The sequence below is a fragment of the Neopoerus faecalis genome (genome assembly GCF_029218125.1).
Classification (GTDB): domain Bacteria; phylum Bacillota; class Clostridia; order Oscillospirales; family Oscillospiraceae; genus Oscillibacter; species Oscillibacter faecalis_A.
Genome location: NZ_JARFXX010000006.1, coordinates 36,498 through 52,087, shown reverse-complemented (window position 1 = coordinate 52,087; position 15,590 = coordinate 36,498). Strand labels below are relative to the sequence as shown.

Genomic DNA, 15,590 nt, shown 5'->3' with positions numbered 1-15,590 from the left:
TATGATTCGGATAGTGCACAGACGCAAACGATTATCCTTTCCGCTATGGGAATATTTTGTAAACTTTTTTGCAACTTTTCCATTTTTCTTTGCAATCCGGGGGAGAATATGCTATAGTATGTTTGTTTTATTGTGGGTGGCTATGTGCTTCCCTATTTACATGGTATATTCTCTTTCCGTCCGAAGGGGGACGGAAGCGTGAAAGGATGTTTCAAACCTATGGGACTTTTTAAATCCATTTTCGGCGATTACAGCTCCCGGGAGCTGAAGTCCATCTATCCCATTGTGGACAAGATCGAGGCGCTGAGCGACGAATACAAGGCGCTGACCGACGCGGAGCTTCAGGCCAAGACGCCGGAATTCAAGGATCGCCTTGCAAACGGCGAGACTCTGGATGACATTCTGCCGGAGGCTTTTGCCACCGTGCGGGAGGCCGCGGACCGCGTGCTGGGTATGCGCCCCTACCGGGTGCAGTTGGTGGGCGGCATCGTGTTGCATCAGGGCCGCATCGCTGAGATGAAGACCGGCGAGGGCAAGACGCTGGTGGCAACGCTGCCCTCCTACCTCAACGCGCTGACCGGCAAGGGCGTCCATGTGGTCACAGTCAACGATTACCTTGCCAAGCGCGACTCCGAATGGATGGGCAAGGTCCACCGCTTCCTTGGTCTGAAGGTGGGTCTGATCATCCACGGCCTTACTCCCGCGCAGCGCAAGGAGGCTTATGCCGCCGACATCACTTACGGCACCAATAACGAGATGGGCTTCGACTACCTCCGTGATAATATGTGCATCTACGCCAACGAGCTGGTGCAGCGGGGTCACAGCTTCGCCATCGTGGACGAGGTGGACTCCATCCTCATCGATGAGGCCCGTACCCCCCTCATTATCTCCGGTCAGGGTGAAAAGTCCACCCAGATGTACGATATGGCGGAGATGTTCGTCTCCCGCCTGAAGAAAAAGGTTGTTGTGCAGGTGGATGACAAGGAGGAAGAGGACGCCAACATCGATGCAGACTACGTTGTGGACGAAAAGGCCAAAACCGCAACGCTGACCGCCTCCGGCATCGCCAAGGCCGAGGAGTTCTTCCATGTAGAGAACCTGTCCGACCCCTCCAACGCCACGCTGAACCACCACATCAATCAGGCTTTGAAGGCCCACGGCACCATGAAGCGGGACATCGACTACGTGGTGAAGGACGGTGAGGTCATCATCGTGGACGAGTTCACCGGCCGTTTGATGTTCGGCCGCCGGTACTCCAACGGTCTGCATCAGGCCATTGAGGCCAAGGAGCACGTCAACGTCAACAGCGAGAACAAGACGCTGGCCACCATCACGTTCCAGAACTATTTCCGCCTGTATGACAAGCTCTCCGGCATGACCGGTACCGCCATGACGGAATCCGAGGAATTCGGCACCATTTACAATCTGGATATTGTGGAGATTCCCACCAACCGTCCCAATCAGCGTGTGGATCACCACGATGTTGTTTACAAGACCGAGGCCGGTAAGTTCCGGGCGGTCATCCAGCAGGTGAAGGAGTGCCACGAGAAGGGCCAGCCCGTTCTGGTGGGCACCGTTTCCATTGAAAAGAACGAGCTTTTGAGCAAGCTCCTCCAGCGCGAGGGCATCCAGCACAACCTGCTCAACGCCAAGAACCACGAAAAGGAAGCTGAGATCGTGGCGCAGGCCGGTAAGCTGGGTGCCGTCACCGTGGCTACCAATATGGCAGGCCGTGGTACCGATATTATGCTGGGCGGCAACGCCGAGTATCTGTCCCGAGCGGATCTGGTGAAGGCCGGTTACTCCGAGGAGGTCATCGTGGATGCCACCGGCTATGCCGAGACGGACAACGAGGAAATTCTGGCCGCCCGGAAGCTGTTTGCCGAGCGGATGGCCTATCACAAGGCCATCATCAGCGAGGAGGCCGAAAAGGTCCGCGCGGCCGGCGGTCTGTTCATCATCGGCACCGAGCGCCACGAATCCCGCCGGATCGACAATCAGCTCCGTGGCCGTGCCGGTCGTCAGGGCGACCCCGGCGAGACCCGGTTCTACATCTCTCTGGAGGATGACCTCATGCGCCTGTTCGGCGGAGACCGCATCCAGAACATGATGGAGAAATTCGATTTGGATGAGGATACCCCCATCGAAAACAAGATGCTGACCCGTGCCATCGAAAACGCCCAGACCACTGTGGAGAGCCGGAACTTCCAGTCTCGTAAGAGCGTGTTGGAATACGATGACGTCATGAACAAACAGCGTGAGATCATCTATGCTCAGCGCCGTCAGGTACTGGACGGTCTGGACATCAAGGAGACCGTGCTGAACATGATGCACACCTCCGTCAGCAACCATGTGGCCCTTGCCTTTGGTGAAAACGCGCACCTGGACGCCGCGCAGTACCACGAAATGCTCAAGGGTATGGAGGGCATCTATTTTGCCAAGGGTGCCGTGTCCTTCAGCGATGACGAGATTTCCTCCAAGACGCAGGAGGATTTCGACGAGGCGTTTATCGCCGCCGCCGAAAAGACCTACGAGGCCAAGGAGCAGGAGGTCACCACGCCCATCATGCGGGAACTGGAGCGGGTCATCATGCTCCGCGTGGTGGATGAATACTGGATGGATCACATTGACGCCATGGACGATCTGAAGCAGGGCGTCCGGCTTCAGGGCTACGGCAACAACAACCCTGTGGACGTTTACAAGCGGGAATCCCTTGATATGTTCGAGGAAATGGTCTCCGCCATTCAGGACGAGACCGTCCGCCGCCTGTACTCCGTCCGTCTGAGAAAGGACGAGGAGGTCAAGCGGGAGCGTGTAGCCAAGGCCACTGTGGAAAATGTCGGCGGCGACGGTACCGCGCCCAAAAAGCAGCCGGTGAAGAACACCATCAAGATCGGCCGCAACGATCCCTGCCCCTGCGGCAGCGGGCTGAAGTGGAAGAAGTGCACCTGCAAGGAGTATCACCCCGACCTGTAAAGTTTTCCGTATATGCTGCTATGCGGCACAGGAATAGCACGGCTTTACCGTGCGAAATATCCCCCCATTTTCTTTTCCTCTTGCGGAAAAGAAAATGGGGGGGGACACTTCCCGTAACATCGCCGCACATTCTTCGCCCTCTGGCTTTCCAGAGGGCATTTTTTGAAAGGAGTATTCGCCATGACCGAACAGGATTCTGCGCTCGCTCTGCTCCATGACATTAAGGAGCTTTTATGGGCTGTTTTCACGCTGATCGGCGGCTGTGCGCTGTTCTTTTTGGGGCTGCTGATACACGGTGTACTGCTCCCAAAGCTCCTACTGCTCCTTGGCGTTGTTCAGATCGTCAGCGCGATCATTCTGGCAAAGGGCGCCTACCGGCGCCATGCGGACACCCGGCAGACAGAAGATTCTTCCGACCAGAAGGAGTGAGGCAGCTATGTCCTTTCAAAAGCACGAACAAAACGGGCTGGTGTGGTTCACCGCCGATGCCCTGAACGCAGTTCCCCATGGCTTTTCCACCCGGCGGGGCGGCGTGTCCCCCGCGCCGTGGGATAGTCTGAATCTCCGCCCCAGTCAGGGGGATGGCCCAGAGGCGCTGTGGGAAAATTATCACCGCTTCTTTGCCGCGCTGGGACTAAATGAGAGCCGGGCGGTACTGAGCCAGCAGACCCACACCGCCAATATCCGCCGCGTCACCGCCGCAGATGCTGGAAAGGGCCTGCTTCGCCCCAGAGACTACACGGATGTGGACGCGCTCATCACCGATGAACCCGGTCTGTCTTTGACTGTTTTTTCCGCCGACTGCGGCACGGTGCTGCTGTACGATCCCGTAAGACAGGCCATCGGCGCCGTTCATGCCGGGTGGCGGGGCTGTGCCGCGGGAATCGTCCAGAAAACCGTGGCCGCCATGTGTGACGCTTACGGCTGCCGGGCAGAAAATCTGATGGCGGCCTTAGGCCCCTGTATCGGCCCCTGCTGCTTTGAAACGGACAGCGATGTGCCGGAGGCCATGCGCGCCGAGCTGATGGCTGACGCCGAGCCCTTCATCACCTTTAACGGCACCAAATTCCATGTAGATCTGGCTGGGCTAAACCGGCAGTGGCTTCTGCGCTCCGGCGTTTTGCCGGAGCATATTGAGTGTGCCGAGCTCTGCACCGCCTGTCACCCCGAGCTTTTCTGGTCCTATCGGAAAATGGGTGACAGCCGGGGCGTTCAGGCGGCGGTCATCGCCTTGGAGGGCCGCGCATGAAACGTCTTTTTGCTCTGCTGACCGCACTGCTGCTTCTGACCGGCTGCTCACAGTTAGAGACTCCGCCGGAGGATGAGGATATTCTCTTTCCCCTTGAGGAACAGGCGGACACTACGGAGGCCACCGCGCTCCCCGAGGTATTCTCCCTCCCCTATCTCAGCACACAGCCCCTCAATCCCCTGGCCTGCCCGGACGGAATGCAGCAGACCGTGGCATCTCTTTTGTATGAGGGGCTGTTCCATCTGGACACTGCCCTCGCGCCGCAGCCGGTGCTGTGCGCCTCCTATACCTACGATGCCGAGGCCCTGACCTACACCTTAACTCTGCGTCCCAACGCGGTATTTTCCGATGGTTCTCCCCTGACCGCCGCCGATGTGAAGACCACTCTGACCGCCGCCAAAGCGTCCCCCCGCTACAGTGAGCGTCTGACAGACCTGAAAAGCGTGTCCGGCAGCGGCAGTACCGTGACGCTGACCCTGAATCGGGCCAATAGTGCACTCCCCGCCCTGCTGGATATTCCCATTTTAAAATCCGGTACGGAAAAGCAGGACATTCCCATCGGCACCGGCCCCTACCTCTACGATGGGAGCAGCGGCGCCTGCCTGCTGGCCAGCCAGAACTGGTGGCAGCACACGGCCCAGCCCGTCGAGCGCATCATGCTGACGGAAACGGCGGATCAGGAGGCTTCTGTCTACCGTTTTTCCTCCCATGAGGTGCAGTTGATGGTATCCGATCTCACTGGGACGGATTCCATTCCCGTTTCCGGCAGTGCCGGCTGCATCGACGCCGACACTACGGTTCTTCAGTATATCGGCATCAACACCTCGGTAAAGGGACTGGATGACGCCGCCTTCCGCCGCTGCCTCTCCTTGGGGCTGAACCGGCAGAGCCTGATCAGCGGTCTGCTGTCCGGCCATGCCAAGGCTGCGCAGTTCCCTATCTCTCCCGTCTCCGGCCTTTATCCCGCGGAGCTGCACACCACCTACTCCGCCACCGCCTTTTCCGAGGCATTGGCCGCCTGTGAAAGCCGCCCTACCCGCACGCTGCGCCTGCTGGTGAACGAGGAGAACAGCTTTAAGCTCTCCGTTGCCCGGGAGATCGCCGCCTCCTTCTCTGCTGCCGGAATCGATATGACTGTAACGGCCCTCCCATGGGCGGACTATACCGCCGCCCTTGCCGCTGGCAGCTTTGACCTCTATTACGGCGAGGTGCGCCTGACAGCAGATTGGAACCTCGCGCCTCTGCTGGCTACCGGAGGTCGCCTGAATTACGGCGGCTGGAGCGATGCGCGCTGCGACCAGCTTTTGGAGGCCGCCCGCAGCGCACTGGACCAGAAGGCTGCGCTGAGTACCCTGTGCCGCTATCTGCAGCTTCAGACGCCGATTCTGCCGGTCTGCTTCAAAAGTGTCTCTGTACTCTATGCGGCAAATACCGTCTCCGGCCTTTCCCCCACTGCCGCTGAACCGTTTTACGAACTTCAGGACATCACAATTCAGCTTCGGAACGGCTGATGTAAAAGACTCCTTGCGTGACATTTCCGCCTGTTTCTGCTATGCTGTAGCCGAGGTGAGGCATGATGCGTGACATTGGGAAAAATATCAGAGAGCTGCGGCTCCGGGCAGGGTTCAGTCAGGACGAATTGGCGGAGCGGCTGTTTGTGACGCGGCAAACGGTCTCCAACTACGAAAACGGCCGCACCCGCCCGGATGTGGAGCAAATTCTGCATTTGGCGGAAATCTTCGGTGCGGATGCCAACGCCGTGCTCTACGGTCCGCCGGTGCCGGAAAGCCGGAGGCGTGCTGTCAGCCGCGCTGTTGTTGGCGGCGGTATGACCGCAATGCTGTGGACTGGCTTTCTTCTGCTCCGCCGATGGGTCACGGCGCTTGTAACATACAATTATCAAATTCTCCCCGGCGTTATTCTCTCCGTCTGCTGGAAGCCCTTGATGTGGGGCGTGACCGGCTGGACTCTATCGCAGCTTTTATCGCTGGTCATCTCTATCAAACCGCCGAAAACGGTAGGGGCACACCGGGCGCGGCTCATTTTAATCATCATTGCTTTTGGCGGCATTCTGCTTTCCGTCATAGACTGCGTTCTGGTTTTCAGCACTGCTTACCGTGTGCTCCCTCTCCTCCTGCAAAAGCTTTTCAGCCTTGTGCTGTACTTCAGCCTTAAATCTTCTTTCATCTATCCGTTTCTCGGCATTGCCCTGCGGCTGCTGGGCTTTCCGTCGGAGCGGGACGCCTCCCCTGATACGTAAATAAATCCATCCTTCAAATAAAAACCGTGCCGGGAAGTCATTCCCGGCACGGTTTTTTTCAGTTCATCCTTCCCGGATTTACTTTTCCGGTGATCTGCTCCACGGTGATGCGCCAGACCGCCGTTTTTCCCCGGCACTCCGAAAAATCGCCATGGCTTCTGGGGTGCTCTGGCGCCAGTCTCATGCACAGCAGCCGCAGCGCCTTTACCTTGTCCGCCTCATCCGTCAGCTCCTCCGCTCTGCCCAGCATGACTGCGGAGGCGTAGCGCGTGGTCAGGGCCGGCTGGTCCACCCATGCGCCGCCCTCCACACAGGTGACGCACACCTGCGGCTGGTGGTGCAGGCAGTCCGTCTTTTCACCGGCCTGCGCGCAGTGAATATACAGGCAGTTCCCCTCCCGTGCAAAATTCACCGGCACGGCATAGGGCGTTCCGTCCGGCTTTGTCATAGCCAGTACGCCATAGGAGCAGCGCTCCACGATTTCCCACGCCTTCTCAGCGCTGACCTCACGGTCTTTTCTTCTCATGACTTTCACATTTTCCCTTCTTTCATATCCGCTGTCATAACCTGTTCCGTCGGCAGGCCATCATCGGTCACAGGAATGCGGACGGTGTAGAAAATATCGTCATAGGCCTGCTGCTCTTCCCGCTTCGTGGCATAGTGACTGTACACCACCTCCACATCTGTTATATCCGCCTGAGCCGTCTCTGGCAGTGCGGCCCAATAACTTGCCAACGCTTCTACCATTTTCTCCCGGAGGACCGTCTCTGATTCCGGGAATGGAACGGTCTCCGGCTCTCTGATCTGCACCTTCAATACAAATACCGGCTGCTCCGGCATATCATGTCTCCACTGGCAGCTTACATTGCCGTAGCTTCCCTGTTCCAGCCGATTGAGTGCCCACATTACTTTTGAGATATGATTGTTCTGCATCCAGCGTTCCGCCCGGAGCGGATCGCCGATCAGTCCGTCATAGCCGCACCCCAGTTCCACCTCCTGCCCGGAATCTCCGGTATAAGTGGTTTCATAGGGCCCACCGCACGGATTGAAATATACCTTTCCCTGCCGAAATCCGGGATACTGCTCCTTGGCGTACTGCTCCAAGCGGTAAGCGGCGATCCACTTACCGGTAAATGGCAGGTATTCCGCATAATAAGCCCAGGACGCCACCAGTGCGGACAGCAGCACACCCCAAATAAAGCGTCTTCGCAGGCTCATACTCCTTCTCCCTTTTCAATCAATTTCAGCTTCTGCGCCCGGGGCAGCTTTTTGATAGCCGCCTCCCGGCGCTGGGCGGCAGAGCGGTCCGTTGCCGCCTCGGTATAGACCAGTGTCACCGGCGGCCGGGCGCGGGTATACCGTGCCCCTGTGCCGCTCCGGTGTTCCTGAAAACGCCGCTGTACATCGGTGGTAGAGCCGGTATACAGGCTGTCATCCCCGCAGCGGAGCATATAGACATACCACGGCACAGCTTCGCCCCCTTTTTTGTCATCTTAACATATCCCCGCCGCCGATGCAAGACATAGGGACGTCCCTTTGCTTCATAAAGGTGAACAGGAGGTGGTACGCATGATCTCTGCCGCGCTGATGCTCTTTGCCAACACGCTGCTCTTTACGCTCCGGCTGGACCGGGGCAGTTCCTTTCCCCGTCCTTTGTCCGCCGCCGAGGAGCGGTCATGGCTGGAGCGGCTCTCCCATGGCGATTCCGAGGCGCGAAGCGTCCTCATTGAGCACAATTTACGTCTGGTGGCCCATATTGTGAAGAAATATTACTCGCAAAATTCCGAACAGGATGACCTTATTTCCATCGGCACCATCGGGCTTATCAAGGCGATTTCCAGCTTTGACCCTGCCAAGGGTGCCCGCCTTGCCACGTATTCTGCAAGGTGCATTGAAAATGAAATCCTTATGTATTTCCGCGCGCAGAAAAAGCTGCAAGGGGAAATATCCCTGTCCGAATCCATTGAATCTGACCGTGAGGGCAACGCTTTGCAGCTCATTGACGTCATCGGTGTGGACGATACCATGCTGGAGGACCTCTATGACCGCGACAGCGCTCTGCGGCTGCGGCGGCTGGTGCGGGAATGTCTGACCCAGCGGGAGGCGGAAATCATTCGCCTGCGCTACGGACTTGGCGGCACTGTTCCTCTGACCCAGCGAGAAATTGCCTCCACCTTCGGCATTTCCCGCAGCTATGTATCCCGCCGGAACTAATGTAAGTGATGCCCGGAAATCCTTGAAAATCAAGGGCTTTCCGGGCATCGGGCATGTTAGGGTAGCGCCGCCGTTATTGTAAGCGGTGGCAAAAAATTAAGGTAAGCGGCCGTTCATCAAGTAAAATAGTTATATTAAATAAGATTCATCGGCGAGTACTTCAAGAATTTCTGCTCGATCTTCACCATTGAGGGAATCTGGGAAAATTTCATATAACACAGTTTTTCCGTAAATACTTGAAAAATCCAGTTTTTCATTATCTCTTTCGTGGAAAAACACATCTTCAGGACTATGTTGGATAAAACCATAGTTATAACCATTTCGATCACGTCTCGCTTTTACTATACGCCCTCTGAGCACCAAAGGTTGAGGATTATCGTATTCAATTTTGTCTAAATTGCCTCCTCGAATAAATGTCAATAAGAATTTTGTAAAGGCGGGGTTATCTTTTATACCGTGTCGATATTGCTGTCCACGTTTCCTTACCCATTCTGCAATTGCTTTTTGCAATTTGGAAGAGCTTTCTTGAATGGCCGCTGTGTATGTAGTGTCGTCAGAAACGATTTCTAATATTTTGTTACAGTAAGCATCTATCTTTTTACTATCGTTAATACTTGGACAAACTCCAGCAATCAATTCACTGACGATAAGAAGTAAGTGGTGCTTATGGTTATCCAAAGCTCGAACAATTTTTTCGTCGCGTTTTAGCTTTTCAAAATTTAAACACATTAGTGCAGCGGTATAATATGGATACAAAGATTGACCATCCACATAGATACTGTTCTTATACTTTTTGAGGAGAATTGCTTCGTGAGAAGTGCCAAAATGAGGAGATTGCATAAACACACTAACAAAGCTTTGAGTAAGGGTTTTTAAGCCAATAATTCGAGTGGAGGGAATTTTGTTGTCTCGAGCATATTGTCGAGAACGTCGCTCATAATAAATTCTATTAGGCGTACCATCAGTTTGAATAACTGTGAAAAACTCCTCAAGATTTTTATGGAAGTCTCGTGTTGTTTCAAACGCTTCGTTATAAACAACATTTTGGCTATTTGTGCCTCTAATAATTGCGCTTGTAACTTCATCTTTTTCGGTAGCAATTATTTTTGCCAGAAGAGTTACTTTAGAAAGATCCAAGCCTTGCATATATGCGTCAAACAAGACATTACATGTTTGACATCCGTTTACAATTTGTGGATTTGATAGGGTGATTTTTCGATTGCCAGTACGCACACTGGTACATACAATTGTGATACCATTATTTAAAAGGGCGAAGTTGCTGGGCGAGTTTTGGATGGTATTCATTATGTCTGCGTTAATATCTGTGTTTCCCTGATAGTCGCGCACATTGTCTGTGAATAAAGATTGTCTAAGCATCTGCTCATCTGTGGTAACCATTTTGATAAGTTCTGGAGCAGCTAACAGAACAACCAGAGAGTTATTTACACCAGAAACTTCAGTGAGACTAAAGTCATCAATAACCGTCATAACGGCGGAGAATGAATTTTCATTTTCCCCGCACATCTTTTTTAGTTCTGTGTTGTCAATAAATTTGAAAAAAGCATCACTATAACTTTGGAGAGCGATAATATCTTGTTTAAGTTTATTGGTCTTGGCTTCGAAGTGCTTATTGTCTCGCCATTGTCCAAAAATAATATAATATATTCTAACAATTGGATTTCTTTTCCAACGCAGGATTATATCATCAGAAAAGAGGTAGTCTTTTAACTGTAAAATGGCTTCGATTTTTTCGTTGTGAGGTTCGTGATGTTCATCAGCTAAAAAATCAATAATACCATCAGCAAATTTTCCGTACTCACCAGAGTCGAGTTTATCTTTGTTTTTCGACTGGATAAATAAGAATTCAATAGAGATTTGCTTATTCAATTCAACCAGTTCGTCTATATCTTGCTTAGTAGATACAAATATCCCATTTACTTTAATTGCAAGACCATCAATACCCATATCATCGGCGCCGCCTACAGAGCATTCGTCTAAAATTACTTCCTCAGAGATTCCAACATCAGGCTGATGACTACGCAGAACGACATCGTTGACAAAAAGCTCAAACAGCTTGTCTTCAGGGATATTCGACAAAGCGTGATGGGTCTTAAATGAATTAATCCGAGCCTTTATCATAGGTTCAAATTGCATTGAAATATCCTCCTTTTCTTTAATTTATATAGGTTAGCTTGTATACCCAATGACCACACTCATAGCGTTTAACAAGTTTGCCATCTGCTACTATGCTTGCCAGAATCCGATTCGCCGTAGCAGCAGACACACCACATAGTGCCCGCACATCCGCATTCATAATAAACTCATGCGTCTCCAAAAACTTCTCCATCTGTTTCCAGCGCATGGTTGCCTTATCCATCGGCTCATCGCTCACTTCATCGCTCGTGTTAATTGCGTCGATGAGCGACGCTTTGATGGTAGAGAGCATGAACTCGATAAATACCGTGGACTCTCCGGCGTCGTTGGAGGCATTAATCGCTGCATAATATTTCGGTTGGCGGGCATGGATCATGGACTCCACCGGCAACCAGGCAAAGGCAGGATTCCACTTGGAGAGCAACAGCGTGTGCCACAGACGTCCGATACGACCATTACCGTCAGCGAAGGGATGGATCAGTTCCAGCTCGTAGTGGAACACGCAACTGCGGATCAACATGTGTATATCGCTGTTCTTAGCCCAGTCCAGCAGCTCCATTACCAAATCCGGCACATACTGTGGAAGTGTACCGAAATGTAGGACATGCCCTGCCTGATCAACTACCCCAACTGGGCGGGAACGGAATACACCGGATTCCTCAACCAAGCCTCGCATCATAATGCCATGTGCAGTCAGCAGATCATCCACAGAATAGGGGTCAAGCTCGTCCAACCGTTCGTAGATTTCATAGGCATTCTTGACTTCGGCAATATCCTTGGGCGGGGCCAGCACCTGCTTGCCGTTCAGAACTGCGGTGACCTGTTCTAAACTCAAAGTGTTCTGTTCAATGGCCAGAGAGCCGTGGATCGTCCGGATACGGTTTGTCCGCCGTAAAGTTGGGTTCGCAGACAGCTGATTGGTGGAAGTCAGCTTGCCCACCAGTTCGGCGATTTCCGCAATCTCATGGATCATCGTATTTGTAATTTCAAAAGGAGGTTTCTTATTCCTCATAGAAACACCTCATGCAAAAGATTCATTCGACCGTATTATACCACACATCGCTCATTTCATCAATCATTTTTGGTGACATGATTGAGTGATGGAGCGTATTGCTTATATAAAAATGAGCCCTGAGAGGCAACTCTCCGGGCCGTTTCAATTTAGATGGTTATTCTTCAATTCGAACCCATGCACAGATATCCCAAACTGATTTCGAGTCAAGCCGTTCATGCCCACTCGCATAAATCTGTAGAAAATAGATTTGCTGTGGCTCAAACGAGAATTGCAGGCCTCCTTTATGTAAAATGAAAGCAAAAACGGGAGGCGCTGATATGGTCGCAGGGCACATGACAAAGAAAAATGGGTATTGGTACTTGATTCTTATGGTGAGGGATGAGACGGGCCGGTTAAAGCAGAAGTGGATTTCAACCCACCTTCGGGTGGAGGGAAATAAAAAGAAAGCAGAAGCAATGCTCCTTGCCGCTCGACGGGAATATACGGATTTCGCCGAAATACAAAAGCGCAGCAGCGATGTTCTCGTCAGCCACTACCTCACGACCTGGGTCAAGAGTTGTCGTGGAAAAGTTTCATTTGGCACCTACGAAGAATACCAGAACTGCATTAATAACAGAATTGCCCCTTACTTCAAAGAACGGAATATTTTGCTTTTAGATCTGAAACCGGCAGATATTCTGGATTACTACAATTCGCTATATGCCAAAGGCCTTACGGGAAATACAGTCTTGCACTATCATGTGCTTCTCCGCAAGGCCTTGAAGGAGGCAAGCATGCGGGGTTTCATTCAGAATGACCCGACAGACTTTATTCCACGACCTAAAAAGGAGCAGTCTGCTGCGGATTGCTATTCTCCGGAGGAATGCAGAAAATTACTCAATGCGCTTCATGATGATCCACTTGAACTTCCCATTACGTTGGCCGTTCTGTATGGACTGCGGCGCAGCGAAGTTTTGGGGCTGCGATGGGGTGCTATTGATTATGAGCGAGCCACAATTACCATTTCACATTCCGTAACATCGACCGCAGTTAATGGGAAGCGGCAGCTGATCGCGAAGGACAAATTAAAGCGCAAGTCCAGCTTTCGAACATTGCCGCTTATGCCACAGGTTGCAGCTATGCTCCAGAATGCCGCGATCCAGCGTTATGGGACACAGCCTCCGCCTAATGAGGAATACATCTGTGTGAATGGGACGGGGCAGTTGTTTACACCCGACTATCTATCTGAGCATTTCAAAACAATTCTCGCAAAGAACAACTTGCGCAGGATTCGATTTCATGATTTGCGGCATAGCTGTGCCAATTTGCTGATCTCTGCCCGTGTGCCGCTGATAGAGGTACAGCAGTGGTTGGGGCACAGCAGCCTGTCAACTACGGCGGATTTATATTCGCATCTGGAGTATGCCGCCAAGGAGCAAAATGCTCGCGTCATCTCGCAGATGTTACTTTGACAAAAGAAAGGAGAACACCATGGCGTTTGATATCATGAATCTTTTCGAAGAAACGGAAAACGTAATTACAGAATTGGACGAAGGGAACGAGCTGGCTGCGGTGGATTTTGCCAACCGTATTTCATCTATGTCGCCCTCGTGTTCGGCAACCAAAAGCTATGCAGTCTACCAGGACGATGCCGTCATAAGATACGCCCAATGGTTTATAGCCTGTAACAAGGAACTCGGGATTGACCGTTGCATAGACGGCCTGCACCAATATGCCAGTAGATTCTGGTATGCGGATACACCGATACTCACGGAAGAAGGCGTGGCAACGGCGGTTCAGATGGTGGACGCCCTGTTTTCCTATTCTCAAAAAGTACTGGACAAGCATCCGGTCGACATTTTACTGATTGATGCCCAACACGAGTGCTTGAATGGCGAAACCTTTGCTATGTTTACAGCGGGAGGAATGCAGAGTTGTATCTGTATGTACCGAATGCAAAGTGAAGAGGTAAACCCTATCCATGTACTGCTGCACGAATTGGGTCATTTGCTCCACATCAAGGCGACCGGGACACTGACTGATGTTCCTGACTCTTTCAAGGAACATTTGCTGGGACTGGGCATAGATTGCAGGAAGCTGACCACAGCGCAGCTTCGAGAACTGTTTGCAGATACATTTATGCTGGCTGTTGTTTGCAGACAGCCTGAATTAGGAATGCCGAAACCGGGATTTTCAGAAAGAGTACTTATGGCTTGTTATACATACATTCGCTCACTTTTGACAGCATAAAATAATTCGACAAACTGCGCTCTACAATAGCAATAGAATAATGCGGAAAGGAGTATTGCGTATGGAATTGATTGCTTCACTCTTCTGTCATGTTTCCGAAAGTATACCTGAAGCGGAGATACAGCGGGAACTGCAAAGACAACATGATATACTTGCTCAGAATGCAGCGAGCTCCGGTCGGACAATTGAGCATTGCTTTTTCCATGTGGGCGAGTTCAACTTGGAAGATCCGGATCAGGTCTTGCTTCGTTTTTTGCAACGCGCGCAGGCCGATGATCTTGGGCTTGTTCTTGTAGAAAGCAAGGATTTATTTCCCTTGTCGCAGCAAGCACATATACCATGCATGGAGGTGTGCTTTGTACGGGAGGGTGTGCAAGAAATCCTTGGAAATAAAGATGTCCAAGTGGCTGAAGAAGACCTCCGGCCAAAGAATGCATATATGTACTGGGGCTTTTAGTTGAAATTTGTCGGAAACTATGCCACAATAGGAATACCTTTCCAGAGAGGATGTGTATGTTGTGGACGCAGTTTCCCATTATCTGAATAGTATCCTCGCACCCAGGCTGCGCGGCTATGGTGTTTCGGAACACTTTCTGCTACGTACCATTGGTATCATTCATACACAGATGACCTCTCTTCTGCGCCATTGGGATGATCGGGTTTTCAAAAATACCGTTTTACTGCTTGGCCTGGAAGAAGGCAGCTTTTATGAACCTCGGGCAAAAATCGATATTCGCTGTTTTGTGGTCGTCGCCATTCGAAACAGTCCCATTGAAACGATCCAGAGTGACGCCTATGGAGAGGCCGGACTGAGTAAATCGCTACCCAGCAAAGATGTGAAGGAAATTACATCGGAGGCCATTCGCTATTTCAGTAAGCAGGATTTTGCTGAAATGTGCAGACAGGCAAAGCTTAGCGCAAGACAGGATTTGTATCAGGAACTCGCAAATGAGTACCCTGTCGCATGGGCTGCGCTGAAGCACCTTGCCGCAACGAACAGCAAGACCGTTGATTATCCGAAAGTATCCGTTTCCGAACCTTATTTTCTGGAAGGCGTAGATAAAGAGACAGAGATTACTGCAACGTCTGGTGAGATGAAAACAGGAATTTACGATGGCTATTCTCCCGAAATAGAGCCGCCGCTTATGGCTTTTCTAAAAATGCTTTCCGCCGACTCCAATGGCGCGTTGATCGTTGATTCGTTGAAGTCCGTTACGAGAAACATTACCAAGTTACTCAGTATCCTTGAGTTTCTTCTTACGCGAGACCTTATATTTGCATCAACAAACTACTACATGGAGAACGGACATGTCGAACGTCGTATGAAACCTTTGCGTGCAGGCCATAGTACGAATGACATGCTGCGCAACGTCTCTAATACGAGTGGTCTGGGCTATAAGCACAAGGCAGCATTAAGCCAGTATGCCAAGCAAGCTAAATCAACTGAATAAATGTTGTGAACCCGTACCTAACCCGGTACGGGTTCTTTTTTG

General features: G+C 51.8%; 15 protein-coding genes. 10 read left to right on the top strand and 5 right to left on the bottom strand.

Features of this window, described 5'->3' with window-relative positions; translation table 11 throughout:
- Window positions 1-219: 219 nt before the first annotated feature.
- The 5 genes from secA to PY311_RS08380 all read left to right on the top strand — a co-directional run bounded on the left by secA (window position 220) and on the right by PY311_RS08380 (window position 6,485).
- A complete protein-coding gene (gene secA, locus PY311_RS08400; protein ID WP_286148231.1) occupies window positions 220-2,976 on the top strand; it encodes a preprotein translocase subunit SecA in 2,757 nt (918 codons plus the stop codon).
- Between the two features lie 180 nt (window positions 2,977-3,156).
- Window positions 3,157-3,405: a hypothetical protein gene (locus PY311_RS08395; RefSeq protein WP_286148230.1), complete on the top strand. Its 249-nt coding sequence runs from the start codon at window positions 3,157-3,159 to the stop codon at window positions 3,403-3,405.
- 7 nt (window positions 3,406-3,412) lie between these two features.
- Window positions 3,413-4,225, top strand: a complete 813-nt coding sequence (gene pgeF, locus PY311_RS08390) for a peptidoglycan editing factor PgeF (protein WP_286148229.1) — start codon at window positions 3,413-3,415, stop codon at window positions 4,223-4,225.
- Window positions 4,222-5,736: an ABC transporter substrate-binding protein gene (locus tag PY311_RS08385; RefSeq protein WP_286148228.1), complete on the top strand. Its 1,515-nt coding sequence runs from the start codon at window positions 4,222-4,224 to the stop codon at window positions 5,734-5,736. The genes pgeF and PY311_RS08385 overlap by 4 nt, the downstream gene beginning before the upstream one ends.
- A gap of 62 nt (window positions 5,737-5,798) precedes the next feature.
- The gene (locus tag PY311_RS08380) at window positions 5,799-6,485 is read left to right on the top strand and encodes a helix-turn-helix transcriptional regulator (protein WP_286148227.1); all 687 of its coding nucleotides are present in this window, start codon (window positions 5,799-5,801) and stop codon (window positions 6,483-6,485) included.
- Between the two features lie 58 nt (window positions 6,486-6,543).
- Here the strand turns inward: PY311_RS08380 and PY311_RS08375 are convergent, their stop codons facing one another.
- Genes PY311_RS08375 through PY311_RS08365 form a run of 3 tightly spaced genes read right to left on the bottom strand, consistent with a single transcriptional unit; the run spans window position 6,544 to window position 7,954 of the window.
- The gene (locus PY311_RS08375) at window positions 6,544-7,011 is read right to left on the bottom strand and encodes a pyridoxamine 5'-phosphate oxidase family protein (protein WP_286148226.1); all 468 of its coding nucleotides are present in this window, start codon (window positions 7,009-7,011) and stop codon (window positions 6,544-6,546) included.
- Between the two features lie 5 nt (window positions 7,012-7,016).
- Entirely contained in the window at window positions 7,017-7,703 is a 687-nt protein-coding gene (locus PY311_RS08370; protein WP_286148225.1) for a hypothetical protein, read from the bottom strand.
- Window positions 7,700-7,954: a GIY-YIG nuclease family protein gene (locus tag PY311_RS08365; RefSeq protein WP_286148224.1), complete on the bottom strand. Its 255-nt coding sequence runs from the start codon at window positions 7,952-7,954 to the stop codon at window positions 7,700-7,702. Before PY311_RS08365 ends, PY311_RS08370 begins: the two co-directional genes overlap by 4 nt.
- A 100-nt stretch (window positions 7,955-8,054) precedes the next feature.
- On the opposite strand from PY311_RS08365, the gene sigK reads away from it, so the two are divergent.
- A complete protein-coding gene (gene sigK, locus PY311_RS08360; protein ID WP_434059940.1) occupies window positions 8,055-8,699 on the top strand; it encodes an RNA polymerase sporulation sigma factor SigK in 645 nt (214 codons plus the stop codon).
- 129 nt (window positions 8,700-8,828) lie between these two features.
- Here sigK and PY311_RS08355 read toward each other — a convergent pair whose 3' ends face one another.
- Both PY311_RS08355 and PY311_RS08350 read right to left on the bottom strand, forming a co-directional pair.
- On the bottom strand, window positions 8,829-10,853 hold the full coding sequence (locus PY311_RS08355; RefSeq protein ID WP_286148222.1) for an AIPR family protein: 2,025 nt from the start codon (window positions 10,851-10,853) through the stop codon (window positions 8,829-8,831).
- A gap of 19 nt (window positions 10,854-10,872) precedes the next feature.
- Window positions 10,873-11,865: a Fic family protein gene (locus PY311_RS08350; protein ID WP_286148221.1), complete on the bottom strand. Its 993-nt coding sequence runs from the start codon at window positions 11,863-11,865 to the stop codon at window positions 10,873-10,875.
- A gap of 320 nt (window positions 11,866-12,185) precedes the next feature.
- Between PY311_RS08350 and PY311_RS08345 the strand changes: the two genes are divergently transcribed.
- The 4 genes from PY311_RS08345 (at window position 12,186) to PY311_RS08330 (ending at window position 15,548) form a co-directional block, all read left to right on the top strand.
- Entirely contained in the window at window positions 12,186-13,319 is a 1,134-nt protein-coding gene (locus tag PY311_RS08345) for a tyrosine-type recombinase/integrase (RefSeq protein ID WP_286148220.1), read from the top strand.
- A gap of 19 nt (window positions 13,320-13,338) precedes the next feature.
- Entirely contained in the window at window positions 13,339-14,097 is a 759-nt protein-coding gene (locus tag PY311_RS08340; RefSeq protein ID WP_286148219.1) for a hypothetical protein, read from the top strand.
- 61 nt (window positions 14,098-14,158) lie between these two features.
- Entirely contained in the window at window positions 14,159-14,554 is a 396-nt protein-coding gene (locus tag PY311_RS08335; protein WP_286148218.1) for a hypothetical protein, read from the top strand.
- 61 nt (window positions 14,555-14,615) lie between these two features.
- Window positions 14,616-15,548, top strand: a complete 933-nt coding sequence (locus PY311_RS08330) for a hypothetical protein (RefSeq protein WP_286148217.1) — start codon at window positions 14,616-14,618, stop codon at window positions 15,546-15,548.
- Window positions 15,549-15,590 lie beyond the last annotated feature (42 nt).